Annotated in this window: 12 protein-coding genes; 9 read left to right on the forward strand and 3 right to left on the reverse strand. The window is 66.9% G+C overall.

Annotated elements, in window-relative coordinates; all coding sequences use genetic code 11:
- Positions 1-16 precede the first annotated feature (16 nt).
- From tssE to tagF, 9 genes are read left to right on the forward strand one after another with little or no spacing between them, the layout of a single operon-like run.
- Complete coding sequence (gene tssE / locus JNL31_RS14790) at positions 17-727, forward strand: type VI secretion system baseplate subunit TssE (RefSeq protein WP_294974740.1); 711 nt, start codon at positions 17-19, stop codon at positions 725-727.
- The gene (gene tssF / locus JNL31_RS14795) at positions 727-2,592 is read left to right on the forward strand and encodes a type VI secretion system baseplate subunit TssF (RefSeq protein WP_294974741.1); all 1,866 of its coding nucleotides are present in this window, start codon (positions 727-729) and stop codon (positions 2,590-2,592) included. The genes tssE and tssF overlap by 1 nt, the downstream gene beginning before the upstream one ends.
- The gene (gene tssG, locus JNL31_RS14800) at positions 2,556-3,596 is read left to right on the forward strand and encodes a type VI secretion system baseplate subunit TssG (RefSeq protein WP_294974743.1); all 1,041 of its coding nucleotides are present in this window, start codon (positions 2,556-2,558) and stop codon (positions 3,594-3,596) included. The genes tssF and tssG overlap by 37 nt, the downstream gene beginning before the upstream one ends.
- The gene (gene tagH, locus JNL31_RS14805; RefSeq protein WP_294974744.1) at positions 3,593-5,101 is read left to right on the forward strand and encodes a type VI secretion system-associated FHA domain protein TagH; all 1,509 of its coding nucleotides are present in this window, start codon (positions 3,593-3,595) and stop codon (positions 5,099-5,101) included. The genes tssG and tagH overlap by 4 nt, the downstream gene beginning before the upstream one ends.
- Positions 5,091-5,555, forward strand: coding sequence for a type VI secretion system lipoprotein TssJ (gene tssJ, locus JNL31_RS14810; RefSeq protein ID WP_294974746.1), 465 nt, complete (start codon positions 5,091-5,093; stop codon positions 5,553-5,555). The genes tagH and tssJ overlap by 11 nt, the downstream gene beginning before the upstream one ends.
- Positions 5,556-5,591: 36 nt before the next feature.
- On the forward strand, positions 5,592-6,923 hold the full coding sequence (gene tssK / locus JNL31_RS14815; RefSeq protein WP_294974748.1) for a type VI secretion system baseplate subunit TssK: 1,332 nt from the start codon (positions 5,592-5,594) through the stop codon (positions 6,921-6,923).
- A gap of 7 nt (positions 6,924-6,930) precedes the next feature.
- Positions 6,931-8,391, forward strand: coding sequence for a type IVB secretion system protein IcmH/DotU (gene icmH / locus JNL31_RS14820; RefSeq protein ID WP_294974750.1), 1,461 nt, complete (start codon positions 6,931-6,933; stop codon positions 8,389-8,391).
- Between the two features lies 1 nt (position 8,392).
- Positions 8,393-11,929, forward strand: a complete 3,537-nt coding sequence (gene tssM, locus JNL31_RS14825) for a type VI secretion system membrane subunit TssM (RefSeq protein ID WP_294974752.1) — start codon at positions 8,393-8,395, stop codon at positions 11,927-11,929.
- Positions 11,911-12,435: a type VI secretion system-associated protein TagF gene (gene tagF, locus JNL31_RS14830; protein ID WP_294974755.1), complete on the forward strand. Its 525-nt coding sequence runs from the start codon at positions 11,911-11,913 to the stop codon at positions 12,433-12,435. The genes tssM and tagF overlap by 19 nt, the downstream gene beginning before the upstream one ends.
- Before the next feature lie 12 nt (positions 12,436-12,447).
- On the opposite strand, the gene tssI is transcribed toward tagF, so the two are convergent.
- The 3 genes from tssI to JNL31_RS14845 all read right to left on the reverse strand — a co-directional run bounded on the left by tssI (position 12,448) and on the right by JNL31_RS14845 (position 18,214).
- Positions 12,448-14,751 (reverse strand): type VI secretion system Vgr family protein, encoded by a 2,304-nt coding sequence (gene tssI / locus JNL31_RS14835; protein WP_294974757.1) that lies wholly within the window; start codon positions 14,749-14,751, stop codon positions 12,448-12,450.
- 98 nt (positions 14,752-14,849) lie between these two features.
- Positions 14,850-17,327 (reverse strand): ImcF-related family protein, encoded by a 2,478-nt coding sequence (locus JNL31_RS14840; protein WP_294974759.1) that lies wholly within the window; start codon positions 17,325-17,327, stop codon positions 14,850-14,852.
- Entirely contained in the window at positions 17,324-18,214 is an 891-nt protein-coding gene (locus tag JNL31_RS14845) for a M15 family metallopeptidase (RefSeq protein ID WP_294974763.1), read from the reverse strand. Before JNL31_RS14845 ends, JNL31_RS14840 begins: the two co-directional genes overlap by 4 nt.
- Position 18,215 lies beyond the last annotated feature (1 nt).

An 18,215-nucleotide genomic window follows, 5' to 3' on the forward strand; every position in this document is an offset into this window, starting at 1 on the left:
AGAGAAGGTTCGACAGGTGGCTGATCCGATCCTTCAATCCCGCACCGAGGCGGTCCAGCCCAGCCTTTGGGACCGCCTCGTCGACGACTTGCCCGGCATCGTGTCGGAAACCGACCGCCAGCGCGCCGATCTGGTCTCGCGGGTCGGCGCTGCCAAGGTCGAGGAGGTGCTGGCCGCAGGCGTGCGCAGCATCGAGGTGGATGACGATTTCGACCCCGACACCAAGCGCGACCTGCACCAGTTCCTGACCCAGATGGCCCGCCGCGCCTTTCTGGAGCAACGCGGCATCGTGGTGAATGCCTCGGTCCTGCGCGAGGCGGTCCGGCGCGACATCGAGGCGCTCTTCAATGTCGAGCGCTACGAATCCGGCGTGCAGTTGAGCGACCTTGAACAGAAGGGTTTCGAGACCCCGCAAGAGGTGATCGCCGCCTTCCCGCATGTCCGCCGGTCGGTGATCAACTACGGGGTGCCCTCGTTCTCGGGCCGCTCGGCGTCCGATTTCGACATGACGGCGCTGGCCAAGGAATTGCGCGAGGTGATCGCGGTCTTTGAGCCACGGCTGAAGCGTGACACGATCCGCGTCAAGGTCTCGCAGGGCGACCGGACGGGGATGCTGATCCAGGTCGAGGCGATGCTGATGCTGTCGCCGGTGCCCGAACGGCTGCGGCTGTCCACGAAGATCGACCTGGACAACGGGCGCGCCACGACAGCGGTCGAGGACGCGTGATGGACCGGAACTTCATGGCATATTACGAAGACGAGCTTGCCCATATCCGCGAGCTTGCCACCGAGTTTGCAGCAGTCCACCCGACCGTCGCGCGCAATCTTTCACTGGACGCGGTGCCCTGCCCCGACCCTTACGTCGAACGCCTGCTGGAGGGCGTGGCTTACCTTGCGGCGCGGACCCGGCTGAAGGTCGATGCCGAAAGCAGCCGCTATGTCCGCAACCTTCTGGATGAACTCTATCCCGACCTTGTCTGCCCCGCCCCTGCAATGACCATGGCGGTGCTGCATCCCGGGCCGCAGGTGCAGACCATGCTCGACGGGCATCGCGTGCAGCGCGGCACCCGCTTTGTTGCCGCCTACCGCGAGGGGATTTCCACCCGCGCGACCTATACCTCGACGCAGGAGGTGGCGCTGTGGCCCATCGCGCTGGACAAGGCGGAATACCTTCAGGACCGGGGCGCAATGAACGCCGCGGGCTTGGATCGCCCCGAGGCCGAGGCCGCGATCCGGCTGACCCTGTCGCGGGTCGGGCCGGGGTCGCTGGCGGAACTCAGCCTTGACCGGCTGGACCTGTGGTTCGTCGGCGGCTCGCGCGGGGGCGTGATTTTCGATGCGGTCTTCGGCCATGGCTCGGCCGCCATCGCGCGGTCGGCCAAGGGCAGCGCGCATCCGCTGACCGGGCCGTCGCTGGTCGGCGTGACCGACCGCGAGGGGCTGTTGCCCCGCGTCCGCCCGTCCTTTGAAGGCTACCGGCTGATGCGGGAATATTTCCTGATGCCGGACCGCTTCCACTTCCTGCGGCTGGACGGGCTGAACCCGGCGCTGCGGGCCTGCACGCAAGGCAGCTGCGAGGTGGTGATCTACCTAGATGCGGCCCGGCCCGAGATTTCCGACATCGCGGCAAAGGACTTCCGCCTGTTCGTCACGCCGCTGGTCAACCTGTTCGAAAAAGAATGCAACGTCATCGACATCGACGGTCGCTCTGCCGCCCATGTCGTCCACGCCGACCGCACCCGCCCGCGTGATTTCGAGATCTACCGCCTGACCAACGTCGAAGATGCCGACAGCGACGGGCCCGAGGCGCTGGTGGAACCCCTGTATTCCGTCGGGCAGCACCGGGGATCGGGCCTCGTCTACACCACCGAACGCCGCCCGCGCCGCCCGGGCGAGGACGAGATCCGCCGCGGCCAGACCCGCACCAACTATACCGGCGACGATCTGTTCCTGTCGGTCGCCCGGCCTGCCGACGTCACCGTGACCAAGGCGCTGCGCCGTCTGGACATTCGCGCGCTTTGCACCAATCGCGACCTGCCGATCCTCGACGACAGCCCGAAACTCAGCCTGGAAACCGGCGATCCGGTGGGGCGGGTGGAACTGTTGTCCCCCTTCCGCCGCCCGCGGGGATCGGTCGCCTCGGCCCTGCCGAACATCGTCTCGGGCGGTGAAAGCCAACTGGACGACCTGGCCTGGCGGCTGGTGGCGCAACTGTCCCTGAACCACCTGTCGCTGGCCGAACCTGGACTGGAGGCAGAGCCTCTGCGCGCCATGCTGGACCTTTACGCCGGTCGGGGCGATCCGGCGCTGTCGCGGCATGCGCGGTCGATCACACGGGTCCGGTCGCGGCAGGTGGTGGAACGGCTCGGCATCCCCGGCCCGATCTGCTTTGGCCACGGCATCGAGGTGACGCTGGACGTGGACGAGACGACCATGACCGGGGCCTCGACGCTGCTTCTCTCGGCGCTTCTGAACCAGCTTTTCGCCCGCCATGCCGCAATCAATTCCTTCGTGCGCACGAAGACCCATCTCATGCAAAGACAGGAGGACGTGTCGTGGCCGATGTCGCCGGGCAACCGCGCCCTGATCTGACGGGCGATCTGCCAGCGCCCGAAAGCATGGACTTCTTCGAGCTTCTGCGGCGGCTGGAACGCGACGGCGCGCGGTTCGGCCGGTCGGGCGGGCCGACGCGGGAACCGGCACGGCTGGGCCAGCGCGCCCGCCTGTCCTTTGGCACCCGCGACGTGGCGGGCTTCGTCCCGGGAAACCAGACGACCCCGGCGAAGGTGGATGTGGAGGTGCTGGGGCTTCTGGGGCCGGAAGGCGCGATGCCACTGCACCTGACGCGCTGGATCATGGGCCGGATGTCTGACCGCTGGTTCACCGATGGCAGCGATGCGGCGTCGGACACCACTTTCCTTGATTTCTGCAACCTCCTCCAGCACCGGATGATGGCGCTGTACTGGCGGGCCTGGGCCGATGCGCGGCCCGAGGTGCAGATCGAACATGGCGCGGCGGGCCGCGTGCAGGCGATGGTCGAGGCGCTGGCTGGGGTCGCGCTGCCGGGGACCCGGCCGAAGGGGGCGGCCGATGCCGGGACCCGGCTGAAGCTGCGGCACGCCACCTCGCTCGGTCGTCAGGTCTACAGCGTCGAGCGGCTGACCGCCTATCTGGGCGACGTGCTTGAGGCTCCGGTCAATCTGGTCGAGTTCCTTGGCAGCTGGACGGAAATCCCGCCGCGCCTGCAATCGCGGCTTGGCCGTGCCCATTCCCAGCTTGGCCGATCCGCTGTCGTCGGCGCGCGCAGCTTCCAGCGCCAGACACTGGTCGAGTTGCGCGTCGGGCCGCTGACGCTGGTCCGGTTTACCGCGTTCCTTGCCGACCCGGCGCTGACCGGGCGGCTGCGCCACGCCCTCCGGCATGCGATGGGCCGCGAGATGGAGTTCAACCTGCGCCTTGTCCTGGCCCGCGACGAGGTGCCCGATGCGCGCTTGGGCCAGTGCCAGTTGGGCCGCACCACATGGCTGTCCCCGAAGCGTCAGGCGGATGCCGATGACCTGCGCCTGTATCAGGTCGCACAGGTGGAGGCCGCATGACCCTCCGCCTGACCATCGAGCACAGCCCCCATCCCCAGGACCGGCACGAGATGCGCCACCCCGGGGGCGAGTTCTCGATTGGCCGGGGGGCGGAATGTTCCTGGCAGATCAACGACCCCGACATGTATGTCTCGCGCAAGCATTGCGTGATCACCGGCGAGGCGGGGCAGTTCATCGTCACCGACGCCAGCCGGGGCGGGCTTTACATCGACGGCAAGGACCAGCCGCTGGGCCCGGGGAATGCCGCCAGGCTGGAATCTGGGATGCGCCTGCGGCTTGGCGATACGGTAATCCGCGTCGAGATCGAGACGACGGCCTCGGAACCAACGCCTCGCACGCAAGGACCGGCTCAGAGGCGGCTGGACCATGATGATTTCTTCTCGGCGTCGATTGCGCCGCCCCCTCCAGTTCGCCGCCCGGAGGGGCTGCCGCAGCCGTTCGACACAGGTACCATCGACGCCCGCCGCCTGCCGGACGCACCCGAACGCGCCCCGCCGCCGCCCCTGTTCGACGATCCCTTCACGCTTGACACGTCGGTTCAGGCACGTCCGGCAGGCGGCGTTCCGCAACCGATTGCTACCCGGCCCGATGACTTCGGCTTTGGAATGTTCTTCGAGGAACCCGCCAAGGCAAGCCCGCCCACCCCGCCACCCGCCCCTGCTGCCGCACCTCCGCCAGCGGCTCCCGCAAGCGATGACTGGTGGGGCATGCCGCCCGCCGCGACCTCGACCGAACCGCCTGCCCCCACTGCCGAACCCCTGCGACTTGTCCCCAAAGCGCCCGCCGCCGCCCCGATCCCGGACGAGGAAGACCGCAGCCGCCAGCGTGTGGCCCCCATCCCGCCGCCGATTGCCGAAGCTTCCGCAGCTCCACGCGCTGCCCCTTCCGTCGCTTCGACGCAAGTCTCTCCCGTCGCGGACGCCGCACTGCGCGAGGCCTTCTTTCGGGGCCTCGGGCTGGAACCCGCTGCGGCACCAGCCGACCCGGCTGCCGAGATGGAGGCCCTGGGCCAGCGTTTCCGGCTTCTGGTCGAGGGGCTGATGCTGATGCTGCGGACCCGGGCCAAGGAAAAACAGAACGCCCGCGTGGCGCAGACCGTGATCAGCAACACCGATGTCAACCCTCTGAAATTCCTGGCCTCCACCAATGAGGCGCTGGCGGCGATGGTTGCCCCGCGCGGGCCCGGCTACCTGGCCCCGGACGACGCGATCAACGGCGCTTTCCGCGATCTGGCCGACCATCAGCTGCGGTCCTGGGTGGCGATCCAGTCGGCGCTGCGGCGGATGATCGACCGCTTCGATCCGGCCGCGGTCGAGAAGGACCTGGTCGAGACCGGGATGATTGAGGCGCTGTTTTCCGGTGGTCGCAGCGCAAAGCTGTGGAAGGCCTATACCGAGCGCTACAAGGACATCGCCCGCGCCGCCGAGGACCGTTTCCTGGGCGAGGTGGGGGCGGATTTCAGGGATGCATATGAAGGCAACAGGGAGAAGACCGATGACCAATGAAGCTGGATTTCCACGCCGGGCCTTTCTGATCGGAGGCGGCGCCCTTGTTCTCGTAGCCTGCGCCCCTTCGGGCCCCGGATCGGTAACATTCGTCGCGCAGGCGGCAGCGGGGGTGAACCCCGGCCCCGATGGCGCCGACCGTCCGCTGACGCTGCAAATCCTGCAGTTGCGCGGGGCCGGCGCGTTCGACGGCGCCGATTTCTTCGCGCTGCAATCCCCGGCCAAGGCGCTTGGCGCCGACCTGGTCAGCGCCGATGCCATCGCGCTGGCCCCGGGTGGCAAGGCGACGAAGACCATCACGCTGGACCCGACCACCACGCTTGTTGCCTTGGTCGCGGGCTTCCGCGATCCGGCGGGCAAGCAGTTCCGGGCCAAGTCCTCGGTCTCGCCGACGGATGCGGTGACGTTCGCGCTTGACGTGACCGCCAGCGGGATCAAGCTGACCCCGATGTGACCCCGCGCCGCATGCAGGAACAGGCAGGACAGAAGAATGAGTGACAAGAACAAGGTCGTCTGGTCCGAAGGGCTGTTCCTGCGCACCCAGCACCTGCAACAGCAGGACCGCTATACCGAAGGCCTGGTGCGCGGTGCGCTCCAGGCCGCGCCGATGCAGGCCTTCGGCTTCCGGTCGCTGGTGCTGGACAAGCCCGCACTGGACGCGGGCCGGGTCGCCGTCGCCTCGGCCACAGGCATCTTCCCGGACGGCACGCCCTTTGCCATCCCCGACACCATGTCCGCCCCCGCCCCCGTGGCGATCAAGGCCGACATGTCGGGTCTTGTCGCCCTGGCCATTCCCGTCGAACGCCCGGGCTCGGCTACCATCGACCCCGCCCATGCCGAACCCGCCGGGTCGCGCTATCGCGGGGTGATCCAGACCGTCCGCGACACCATACGCAACGGCGCCGAGCCCGAAGAGCTGGAAGTCGCCCGCCTCGCCGCCCGCCTGATCCTTCCGGGCGAGGACTCCGCAGGTTACGTCGCCCTGCCCGTCGCCCGGGTCGAGGGCCTGCGGGCCGAGGGTTCCGTCGCCCTGTCGGACGGCTATCTTGCCCCGGCGCTCTGCCTTGCCGCTGTCCCGTGGTATGCGGGCCTTGCGCAAGAGGTCGTCACCGGGCTGGACCGCATCGGCGAAGCGCATGGCAAGATGGTGCATGGCGGCGCGGGCCGCGGGATCGAGAACCTGCTGCTCCTCGAACTGGCCAACACCGCCCGCCCGCGCATTGCGCACATGCTGGCGCAGAACCTGCACCATCCGTCGGAATTCTTCATGGAGCTGGCGGGACTGGCCGGACGCATGGCGACCTATGGCTCCTCGTCGCGGCGGTTGTCGGACCTTCCGGCCTATGACCACCTCGACCCGCAGCCCGCCTTTGCCGCCCTGGCCGACACGCTGCGCTCACTGATGCTGTCCCTGCGCCATGTCGAGCCGAAGTCGCGCGCCCTGCAGGTGGCCCGCCACGCGCAGAACATCTGGAAGGTGCGGATCGACAACCCGGACATCCTGAAATCCAGCCGGATCGTGCTTCGCGTCGGGTCAGACATGTCGGACGAGATGCTGCGGCGGATCTTCGTCAGCCAGGCCACGGTCGGAGCCGCGGATGCCTTTGAAAAACTGTGGAAATCCCGCCTGCCGGGGATTCCGCTGAAACCGCTCCACTCGCAGCCGCGCGAGATCCCCTATGATGGGGAACGGCTGTGCCTGGAGCTTGACCAGAAGTCCGAGCATTTCGCCCAGCTGACCGACGCGCCTGGGTTCGTGATCGGCGTTTCGGGCGCGCTGGAACGGGAGCCGGAAATCGACTGCTATGCCGTGAACAGGTGACGGGCGCATGAGCGACCAGGACGATCCCTTCGGTCTATCGAACGACGCCGGGCGCACCCGCATCCGGCCGGTGAAATCCGGCACGCCCGCCACCACCCCGCAGCGCCCGACCTTCGGCGGCGAACAGCCACCGACGCAAGGATACGGGGGACAGGGATACGGAGGTCAGGGGTATGGCGGGCAAGGCGGCTATGGCAGCCCGCCGCCGGACTATCCGCCGCAGGGCGGCCGGGGTCCGAAGGCCCGCCTGACCCGCGCCCATGCCAATCCGCTGATCGTCGCCTTCGCCACGCTTCTGGAACTCGCCCCAGAACTGGAACGCGCCACGCCCCCGGCCAACGCCGAGGCGCTGCGCCTGCGCTTGCAGGAGAACCTGATCGACGCCCGCGACAGCGCCATCGGCATGGGCGTGCCGATGACCCGCGCCAACCAGGCGGCATGGTTCGTCGCCGCGCTGATCGACGATATCGCACTCAACACCCCCTGGGGCGGGCATTCCAGTTGGCCCCGGCAGCCCCTTGTCACGGGACTGTCGGGCGAGGTCGATGCCGGCACCAAGTTCTTCGACCGGCTGGAGGAACTGCTCCGCTATCCGAACCGCGACCCGGAGATGCTGGAACTGGGCTTCCAGTGCCTGAACCTCGGTTTCCGTGGCAAGCACCGGGTACAGGGCCGCACCGGGGATCAGGCGCTTCTGGCCCTCCGCTCCTCGATCGCCCGTGCCATCCGCAACCCCGAGGCAGAGGCGGCCGAGCTTTCGCCGCACTGGCAGGGTGTCAATGCGCCGGATGAAAAGCCGCGCTTTGCGGTGCCGATCTGGACCATCGGGCTGGCCGCCGTCGCGGTGATCACCGCGATCTATGTGGGACTTGGCATCCAGCTTTCGAACAAGGCGACCCAGCTTTACGCGCTCGCCCGCCTGATCCCGCCCCCGGAACGCGCCGAGATCTTCCGTCCCGTGCGCTCGAACGCCGAACCGCCCGCGCCGGAAATCAAGATCGAGCCCGTGGTACTGGAGCTTGTCCCCGCCTGCATTGCCATGGCCCCCGCCGATACCGCCAGCGCCCTGACTGGCAAGGATGACGTGGGCCTTGCCTTCTTCACCCTGCGCGGCTCGAACCCCGAAGTGTTCCGGTCCGCCAAGGCCGACATCAATGATGTCTACGGCCCCCTCGTCACGGCACTGGCCGAGTGCATCAAGGACAACATCGAGGTGATCGGCAAGGTAACGGTGATCGGCCATACCGACTCGGTTCCCGTCCAGGCCTCGAACCCCTTCGCCTCGAACCAGGGCCTGTCCGAGGCGCGGGCCAAGACCATCGCCGACCTGCTTACCGATGCCGGGGTGCCTGCCGAGTTGATCGTCGCCGAAGGCCGGGGCGACAGCGAGCCCGTGGGCGACAACAAGACGAAGACCGGCAAGGCCGAGAACCGCCGGGTCGAGATCAAGATCGAGAAGAAGCTGTGAGATGAAAGTGATCAAGGCCATCTTCCGCTTCCTGTTTTCGCGCCGTCTCTGGACGTTCATCGGCATCGTCCTTCTTTGCGCGCTGATCTGGCTGTTCGGGCCCCTCGTCTCGGTCGGGGACATGGTGCCGCTGGCCGACGATCTGGTGCGGATGATCGTGATCGCGGTGATCCTCGTCCTCTGGCTCTTCTCGCTGCTCCTTGCGCAGCTCAGGGCCGCAAAGAAGAACCAGCTTTTCGTGGCCGAGCTTGCCACGCCTGAGAAGCCCAAGGTCTCGCTTCCGGGCGAGGCCAACGTGGCCGAGATCAACACCAAGTTCGCTTCCGTCCTGACCGAGATGAAGCGGTCCAAGCTTGGCGGCAAGAAGTTCCTGCGCGACATGCCGTGGTATGTGATCATCGGGCCGCCGGGGTCGGGCAAGACCACCGCGTTGCGGCAGTCCGGCCTGCATTTCCCGATCGATCTGTCGGATGACCTGAAGGGAGTCGGCGGCACCCGCAACTGCGACTGGTTCTTCACCGAGGACGCGGTGCTCGTCGACACCGCCGGTCGCTATGTCCAGCAGCAAAGCGACCCGGAAATCGACTCAGCCGAATGGCTGGGCTTTCTCGACATGCTGAAGAAGCACCGGGGCAAGCGGGCGCTGAACGGGGTGATCCTGACGCTCAGCCTGAAGGAGCTCCTCGCGGGCGAAACCGCAGTCCGCGAACACGGCCGCGAAATCCGCAAGCGGCTGGCCGAACTGCGCGAGCGGCTGCAAATCCAGCTGCCGGTCTACCTGATGATCACCAAGGTCGACCTGGTGCCGGGCTTCGAGGCCTTCTTCGGCCCGCTCTCCACCAAGGAACGGGAACAGGTCTGGGGTGCCACCCTGCCGACCGACGCCCGCATCGACCGCACGATGATCGAACGCGAGACAAAGGCCCTCCTCACCAATCTGGAAACCCGCCTCGTCAGCCGGATGGCCGAGGACGTTGCGCTGGATCGCCGGGCCGAGGTCTTTCGCTTCCCCTCGCAGGTCGAACGGCTGGAAGCGCCGCTGAAACTGTTGATCGACGCGGTCTTCGGCGAAAGCCGCTATGAGGAAAGCCCCTGGCTGCGCGGGTTCTACTTCACGTCCGCCACGCAGGAAGGGTCGCCTATCGACCGGCTGGTCGGGGAACTGGCAGGATCCTTCGGGTTAAACGCCGACGCGCCGGCCCAGCGGACCTTTGGCGAAAAGCGGTCGTATTTCCTTCGCAACATGCTGACCGATCTCATCTTTCCCGAGGCCGGGCTTGGGACCTTCGATGCGGCTGCCGAAGAACGCCGCAAGTGGCTCTGGCGCGGCTCGCTGGCCGGGGCGTCCTTGCTGACCATCGTGGCGGGGCTTGTCTTCCTGTTTTCCTTCCTGCGCTATTCCGGCGCCATCGACGACCAGGAACGGCTGCTGGCCGACCTCTCCGGCCGTCTGGCCAATGTCGCCGCGCGGCAGGCCCCCACCGACCCCCTGGACCTTGAACTGGCGCTGGACGGCGTGACCGAGATCAAGGCCGCCGTCACCGAAGTCCCGACCTCGCCCCTGACCTTCGTCGGTCCCACCGCGCGGCCCGAACTGGCCGAGGCGCAGCGCATCGCCTATGACCGGGGCCTGCGCAACATCCTGGAACCGCGCATGGTCGCCATGCTGGAAGCGACGATGTGGCGGCAGGTACGCGATCCGGAATACCTTCTGGGCGCGCTGAAGGTCTACTACATGATGACCGGGCTTGCCCCCTACAACCGCGACTTCGCGGCGCAGTGGTGGCAGGAACAGCTGCCGCTCGACCCGAAGCTTGATCCGTTCCCGACCGAGGCCGCGCTGGAGCATCAGCTGGCGGCCATCGACCGGATGGGATCGGAAGAACAGAAGATCGCACCGGACAACGCCCTGGTGCAGGCATCGCTTCAGTCGATCTGTACCATTCCGCTGGCGGCCCGGGCCTATTCCGCACTGCTCGCCGATCCGACCGTGACCGCGCTGCCCGAGTGGATTCCCGCGGAAAAGGCCGGGCCGAACGCGACCCGCATCCTGACCCGGGTTTCCGAGAAGACCCTGCGTGTCGGTCTCCCCGGCGCCTTCACCTATGACGGTTTCCACAACGTGGTGCTGCCGCTGATCCCCGAGGTCGCAGCCACCGCCGCGCTGGACCAGGCGGTCTTTGCGGGCGGCTGCGCCGAAAGCTCCGACGCCTCGGTCGCGACCCTGGAAGCCGACATCCTGAAGCTTTACCAGGACGATTTCATCGCCCAATGGGACGGCTTGTTGCGCGACATCCGTCTGGCAGAGTTCAACGATCTCCAGACTGCCGCAGTCAACCTGAAGGACCTTGCCAGCCCGGACAGCACGCTGCGCCGCCTGGTCCGCGCCGTCGTGGACGAAGTCGACCTGACCCGCGTCATCCCCGAGGAAGAGGGTGGGGCCGCGACCGACGGGCTGGCCAAGAAGGCCGTGTCCAAACTGGGCAAGGTCGGCAAGCTTCTGAAGGCGGGGAGCAAGCTTGCCACCTCGACCGGCGGGGTTGAGGATGGCCCGCCCCCTGGCAGCGACGTGGCCCTGCATTTCGCACCCCTGAAGGCGGCGGTCGAGGAGGTGGACGGGGTGCCGCCGCTTCTGGATGAGGTGGGCCTCAGCATCACCGGGCTGGCGAACGAAGTTGGCATTGCTGTGAACTCGCCCAATGCGGGCCAGACGCTTGCCGACCGCGGCGCCCTCGCCGAACAGACGGGGGCCGTGGCAAACGCCGCCAAGATCCTTCCCGACCCGCTGGACGACTGGGTGGCCGGGATTGCGGGCCAGACCAGTGCCCTGGGCCGCGACGAGGTGATTGATCGCCTGAACGACCGCTGGCGCGCCGATGTCTACGACTTCTGTGTCAAGGCGACCGAGGGCCGCTATCCCTTTGACGCAACCTCTGCCATCGACGTCAACATCGCCGACTTCCGCGAACTGTTCGGACCCGGCGGGCGGATCGACAAGTTCGTGACCGACAACCTGCTGTCCTATGTCGACACCACGGCCAAGCCCTGGACCTGGCGGGCGGACTTCGGCCTTGACGGGTCTTTCCTCGCGCCGTTCCAAAGCGCACGGTCGATCCGCGACGGGATGTTTTCCGGTGGCAACGGTCCGGTGTTCGCCTTCACGCTCACGCCCACGGACCTTGCGCCGAATGCGGCAAGCGTGACCTTGAATGTCGATACCCAGATTCTGAACTATATGAACGCGGCCCCTGCCCCGATGCCGATGACCTGGCCCGGTCCGGAAGGAACCAACCAGGTCACGCTCTCGTTCCAGCCCACTGATGGAAGCGGTGAAGCGCTGACCTCGGAAACCGGGGCCTGGGCCTGGCTGCGGCTGGTCCGCAAGGGCCAACTCTCTGCGACCACGCAGTCCGACCTCTTCAACCTGCGCCTGGGACTATCGGGCTTCTCGGCCAGTTTCGAGCTGCGGGCCGGCTCCGTCGACAATCCCTTCGACCTGAAGATGTTCGGCAACTTCAAATGCCCGACGAAGTTCTGACACCGGACGACGACCGCCGCCCCGTCACGGGGTTCTTCGGCAAGCTGCCAGCCACCGGCGATTTCGTCTGGCGCGGGTTGCCGGACGCCTTCCGCAAGCATTGGGATGCCTGGCTGACCCGCCATGTCGCCCCCTTGCAGCGCGAGGGAAGGGTTTTTCCGACCGGCGGCCTGCGCTTCTGCCTGCCCTCGGGCGGCCGCCTTGCCGCGGGTGTAATCCTGGCAAGCGAAGATAGCGCCGGGCGGCTTTACCCTCTGTCGCTTCTGATCATTGCCGAAGGAGACCTGACCCGCAGCGACATCGACGACTGGTGCGACGCCGCCCTCGCCCTGCAACCCGATGCGATCGCGCCTGAAGCCCTGTGGCTTGCGTTGGATGCCCTGCCGACGCCAAACCCCGACGGCCCCGCCCGCGGCGCGTTGCAATTGTGGACACGGATTCATTCCCCCGTCGCGGTCGATGCAGAGGATCCGGGGGCCGCATTGCGCCACATGCTTTCAGCCTGATCCAGCCCGTGCTCAGTTCTGGCTGATCTTCGACCCTTTGATCACGACGTCGCTGTCCGCCTTTGCACTGATCTTGCCCGATGCCTTCAGGTTGATGTCCTTGCCCTTGATGGTGATGGTGCCGTCCTTCTTCATCTGCACCTCCGCGTCACCGCATTTCAGGGTGATCTCGTCGCCAACCTCAAGCAGGTACTTCTTGCCGACCGAGACCTTCATATCCTTGCCGACCCCCAGCCCCTCGTTGTCGGTGATGCTCGAAGACCGGCCCTTGCCGACGCTGATCGACACGTCGCCTGCGACGGATTCGGCCTGGTTGCCGGCAATGGACATGGATTCGTTGCCGCCGACCGAGACCGTGCGGTTGCCGCCCACGGTCCAGCTGTCATCCGCCCCGACAGAATGCGTCTCGGCGGCACCCACGGTAACATCGCGCGATGCGCCGATGGTCATTGTCTGTGAGGCGCCAACCGTCCGCGCCTCGGAGGCGCCCACCGTATCGACCCGCGCGGCGCCCACGGTGATCGCCTGGGCGACTGCGACGGTCTGGGTGTGGTTCATCCCGATGGTTTCGGTGGAATTCGAGCCGATGGAAATCGTTTCGTTCGACCCCACCGTCAGCGACCTGTCGACGCCCACGCTTTCGGTGTCGTTGTTGCCGATGCTGGTGGTCTGGTCATGCCCGACCGTCACCGACTTGTCGTTGCCCACCGTCTCGGTCCGGTCATGGCCGATGTCCTGCTTGGCGTCGTGGCCCACGTCCTCGGCGAAGTCGTTGCCGATGGTGCGGGTTTCGTTGTTCTTGACCAACTCGTTATGGTCCTTCTCGGCCTGGAAGTAGACCTCTTCCGAGCCCTTCTTGTCCTCGAAGCGCATCTCGTTCCAGCCGCCGCCGCCGGGCGAGGAGTTCGACTTCCAGCCCGACTGCGTGGCATTCGCGGGCAGGCCATAGGGCGGCATCTGCGCGGCATTGTAGACACGGCCGGTGATGATCGGCGCGTCCGGATTGCCCTCCAGAAAGTCGACGATCACCTCCTGCCCGATGCGCGGGATCTGGATGAAGCCCCAGCCCGAGCCCGCCCATACCGAGCTGACCCGGACGAAGCAGCTGGAGTTCTCATCCTTGCCACCCAGCCGGTCCCAGTGGAACTGCACCTTAACCCGGCTGAACTCGTCGGTGAATATCTCCTCGCCCGATGGCCCCACGACAACCGCCGTCTGGGGTCCCGACATAAGGGGACGCGGGGTGATGCGGTCGGGGCGGAAAGCCAGGGAATGCGGTTGCAGCTTCAGCCGCACCCCGAAGCCCTCGCCCTGCCGCTGCATGCCCGCGCGATACTGGTCGTCCCACATCTCGTAGTCCGACCGCAGCACGATATACTTGACGTTCTCGGCCTCGCGCTCGAATTCCTCCAGCGTGAAGCTCACGCCGGACCAGAGCCCCCGCACGTTGCCGGTCGCGTCCACCCGGACATGCGGCGCCTGCGCCTCTTCCAGCCGGACGGCAGCCAGCGGCTCGCCGTCGCCCACCTCGATGTAGGCCCCGGGATAGTGGTACAGCTCGCCTTTCGCCGCCTCGTGCGACTTCGGCGCATCCGACTTCGTCATCAGGTCGGTCGCGGGTTTCTTGAAGTCATAGTCGGTGTGCGCATAGACCCCGGACCGGACCGAGACGCGCGGGTAAAACCCGGTGATCACGTCGTCCTGCCCGATGACGTTGCCAGCCTCGCCCCGGAACTTGATCGTCGCATAATCCTCGGCGTCCTTCACCGATGCGTTCGCGTCCGACAGGACCAGCGTGTGCTCGCCATCGGCATGGTCGAAGTGGTAGAAGATCCCCTCGTGCTCCATCAGCCGCTGCACGAAGTCGAGGTCGCTCTCCCGATACTGCACGCAGTATTCGCGCGGCGGGTAGGATTTCTTCAGCCGCTTCTCGACCTTGACGTTGGCATAGGGTTTCCAAACCTCCTCGATGATCTCGACCACGCTTTTCTTCTGGAAAATGCGGTTGTCGGTGCGGTTGGTCAGAAACCACAGCCAGGGCCGCAGCAAAGCGCGATAGTGGGCATAGTCCTCGCGGTATTCCAGGAAGGCGAACTCGGCGACGTAGCCGTGGAAGAACCGCTTGGCGCTGTCGGTCTTGACAGCGATCGTTACCGCCGTGCCCAGGATGTCTTCCGCCTTGACGTTGATGTCCTTGCTGATCAGCCCGGTCTCATAGCGGAAGCATTGGCTGATCTCGTCGAAGCCTTCCATCTGCGCAAAGAGCAGCTTGTCGCCCAATGCTGTGCTGACTGTGATGTTGCGGTCGTCAGCCATGCTGATCACTCCTGTCCGAAAGCGCGGTCAAATCGGGTCCTTCAGCAAATGCCCCGCCAGTCTAGCCGAAAATCGCGGGCTTGGGGCCGAATTCGTGGTCAGAGCGCGGTGGGGCAAGCCAGACCTTTCAGAAGCCGCCAGCGCGACAGCGGATTGGCCTCGGCCTGAAGCTGCACTTCCATGAAGAGCCGCGCCCCGCCCGACCGCAGGTCGACCAGGAAGCGCTTGCCGCCATCGCGTTCCCGCAGGCGGACACCGTCCAGGATGCGGAAAAGGCCCCATTCGCCGGGCTGCGAAATCGTCGCGCTGCCTTCCGAGGTGGTGAAACGCACTTCCGCCCCGGCTGCCGGATTGCTGCCGGGCCAGGCCAGGGTCAGGGCTTCCGTGCTGGTCTCGACCGGCCCCCCTGCCCCGCCGATGGCCACGAAGGTCTTGCCACGTTCGGCCAGGGCGGCCAGTGTCAGCTCGGTCCCGGTGGCCGGAAACCCGGCGGCGATGGCCTGCGTGCGTTGCAGGAACTCAGCGCTTTTCGGGTCGAGGCCCGCGAAGCGCGCATCCGGCTTCCAGCGCCAGGGGGTGCTGGTCGTGTCGATGAACTGCTCGGCCCGACTGCGGTAGAAACGGTCGATGGTGCCGCCCGGCCCAAGCAGCGCCGCGACATCGGACAGTGATGCATCCGGCCCCTCGGCGAATGGGAAACGCGCCTCGGTCGTCTTCTTGCAGGCCGCCAGCACCTCACCCTGCCAGGCCTTGGTCAGCGGGTTCGACAGCGGGTCCGCCTGCGCTGCGCTGGTCTGGACCAGCACGTCCTCCACGATCTGCACGATCATCGTCGGAGCGCTGCGCAGCGCGGTCAGCGTCGCACCCCGCCCCTGCGCCGACATCAGCCGCTGGATACCGCGCGGCTCATCCCGGTCCATCGCGCCAAGCGCCACGTTCAGCCCGGCGAACAAGCCCGCGATCTCGTTCATCCGGCCGTCCTCGGAATACCGGATCATCGCCGAGAACTCTGACGCGATGCGCAGCTGCAGGGCATGGGGACGGGCGCGATCAAGCCCGCCAACCTGCGCCCAGACTTCCGGCAACAGCTTGGTCAGGGGTGAGTCCGGCCCGGCCAGCAGGCCCGAGACCAGCACCGCCTGTTCCGGATCGGCAAAGGGCCGCACCTGGACATCGGCCAGGAAGGCCTTCCACCGGGCCAAGGTTTCGCGTTGCAGGACATCCAGGACCTGGTCCGGGGCGTCGTTCCGGGTGGCGGGCGGGATGTCGAACAGCCTTGCCGATTCGGCCCGGGCCACCTGGACGGCAAGGCCCGCGCCCACCTTGCGGGCAAAGTCCCAGCCCGCCTGGGTGAAAAGACCGGCAATCGGCGTGTCCATCGCGACGCCGGAGCGACGCTGCAACACCACCGACAAGCCCGGCACGGCAGCGTCCGGCACCCAGGGCGCCAGCCCCGCCGCGCCAGAGGAACGTTGCAGTTCCAGATAGGCCCGTGCCGGTTCCGTGGCTTCGGCGGCATAGGTGCGGGCCTGTGCCAGAAGCTCCGCATCAGGCTGCGGCAGCGGCTGGGACGGGGGGCGCAGCCGCGCGATGTGGGGCACCAGCGGTTGCAGGTCCGGCATCGACCCGGCCCGATCCGCCAGCCACCCCGCCAGATAGTCCGGCGCCCAGTCCGCCTGCCCCGACAGGATCGACCAGGCCCGAAGCGTGTCATAAAGCGGCAGGCTTTCACCCTCGGTGGCCAGCGCCGCATCCACCGCCCGGGCCAGCGCCACCGGGAGATGCTTCTGCACCGCCGCGTCGTAGACGGCATCGGCCTTCACCGCCGCGTCAAAGCCCAGCGGTCCGGCAAACAGCCGGATCGGCGCCTTCTCGGCCGAGTGCGCCACCCCCTCCGCAGCCGCACCCAGCCGGGTCAGTCGCTGTGCCAGGTCGGGGATCTCGGCATCGCGGTCCAGCCCGATCGACAGCGCCTCGGCGTCGAACAGTCGGCTCAGGTCGCGCTGGAAGCGCCATTCGACAAAACCCGCCCAGCCTGCGACCAGCGCCACGAAGGCCAGGATCAGCACCAGCGTGATCCCGGTCCAGCCTGCGCCCAGATTGCGGTCGAACTTCGTGCGGCTCCCTTCCAGCGTGGCCAGCCGGTGTTCCATGAACACCCGCACGCCGTCGAACGCCGGCCCGGCATCGGCCGCCCGGCGAATGAAGTCGCGCAAGCTGGACTGGGCAATGTCGCGACCGTCGAAGATCAGCCGATGCGCTCCGGCCCCCCAGAGCGACACATCCACCGCTCGGTTCGACCGCGCCTTCTGGTCCAGCAGCAACCCCAGCGCATAGCGTGCGGGCTGCACCGTCGATGGCGGCACGCCTGCCCGCTGCAATTCGGCGTTGAAGCGGTCCAGTGCCTCGGCGGCGCGCTGCACCAGGTTCTGCGCACCCACCCCCCGGATCGTCGCCAGTTGCTCGGCCATGCGCAGCACCGGCGCCGCCGCCTGCTCATAGACCTCGGGCTCGAACCGCCGCCCCCCACGCTTCGGCGGCAGCACGGTGCGCGGACTGTCGGGTCCGGCACTCATGGCGGCGGGATCAACCCTTCGTCGACCCATTTCTGCAAGGTCTCTTCGCCGACCTCGAAATGCATCCCGTCCTCGCGGTTGTAGCCGCCGCCCCAGTACCAGCCTTCATCGTTGAAATGCTCCGCCAAGATGACGAGGCCGATCTGCATCTCGCCATCGGCGAAGGGGTCAAGCTGGCCTTCCAGCGTGATGTCGATCGCCGTGCCGAAGGAATGGTTCGAGACCGACGACGTCGACCCCCGGATCAGCCGCACACAAAGGGCTCCGGCCGTTCCCAGCTTGGCATAGATGTCCGGCTCGTCCTCTTTCAGCTTGGCGACGATACGCTCCAGGCTGTCTAGAGCGGGCTTCAGCATGGTGGCCTTGATCGGGCCGATCTGCCTTGTCTCGACCAGGCCCTTCAGCCGCGGGTTGGTGATCCCGCGACAGTCGGTCCCCAAATCCTCGCGCGGGCGGCCCAGAAGCCCCAGCATGGTCTTGTTACGGGGCTGGGTTATGCCCTGGTTGAACTTGCTTCGGTTCGCCTTCATCTGCTCGGTCAGGGCTTCGGTCTCTTCCATATGCTGCTCGTCTTCCGGTGCCCCAAGCCCCTCGGCACTGCTCGTGGGCGAAGTGATATCGGTCGAAGGCGCCACCGGAGCCCGGTTTGCCAGAAGGCTCATGTCGTCGCGCAGCCGCGCCAGATCGGCCTTCAGCGCGGCGATCTCCGCCTCCAGCCGCGCCCGCTGCGCGGCTTCGGCGTCGAACGCCTCTTCCAGCCGGGTCAGCCGAAGGTCGGCCCCGCTGTCGGCCGATTGTAAAAGCGTCGTAACCATTGCAAAGGCCACGGCGGCGATGATGACGCCGATGGCGACGATGATCGGGGCGATCAGATTGTTCTGCTGCATC

The sequence above is a fragment of the Tabrizicola sp. genome (genome assembly GCF_016792905.1).
In the GTDB taxonomy this organism is placed as follows: domain Bacteria; phylum Pseudomonadota; class Alphaproteobacteria; order Rhodobacterales; family Rhodobacteraceae; genus Tabrizicola.

What these genes read in the sequence shown, in the direction of transcription:
- tssF (WP_294974741.1), top strand. Translation starts at nt 727, where the DNA reads ATGGACCGGAACTTCATGGCATATTACGAAGACGAGCTTGCCCATATC.
- tagH (WP_294974744.1), top strand. Translation starts at nt 3,593, where the DNA reads ATGACCCTCCGCCTGACCATCGAGCACAGCCCCCATCCCCAGGACCGG.
- tssJ (WP_294974746.1), top strand. Translation starts at nt 5,091, where the DNA reads ATGACCAATGAAGCTGGATTTCCACGCCGGGCCTTTCTGATCGGAGGC.
- tssK (WP_294974748.1), top strand. Translation starts at nt 5,592, where the DNA reads ATGAGTGACAAGAACAAGGTCGTCTGGTCCGAAGGGCTGTTCCTGCGC.
- icmH (WP_294974750.1), top strand. Translation starts at nt 6,931, where the DNA reads ATGAGCGACCAGGACGATCCCTTCGGTCTATCGAACGACGCCGGGCGC.
- tssM (WP_294974752.1), top strand. Translation starts at nt 8,393, where the DNA reads ATGAAAGTGATCAAGGCCATCTTCCGCTTCCTGTTTTCGCGCCGTCTC.
- tagF (WP_294974755.1), top strand. Translation starts at nt 11,911, where the DNA reads ATGCCCGACGAAGTTCTGACACCGGACGACGACCGCCGCCCCGTCACG.
- tssI (WP_294974757.1), bottom strand. Translation starts at nt 14,751, where the DNA reads ATGGCTGACGACCGCAACATCACAGTCAGCACAGCATTGGGCGACAAG.
- JNL31_RS14840 (WP_294974759.1), bottom strand. Translation starts at nt 17,327, where the DNA reads ATGAGTGCCGGACCCGACAGTCCGCGCACCGTGCTGCCGCCGAAGCGT.
- JNL31_RS14845 (WP_294974763.1), bottom strand. Translation starts at nt 18,214, where the DNA reads ATGCAGCAGAACAATCTGATCGCCCCGATCATCGTCGCCATCGGCGTC.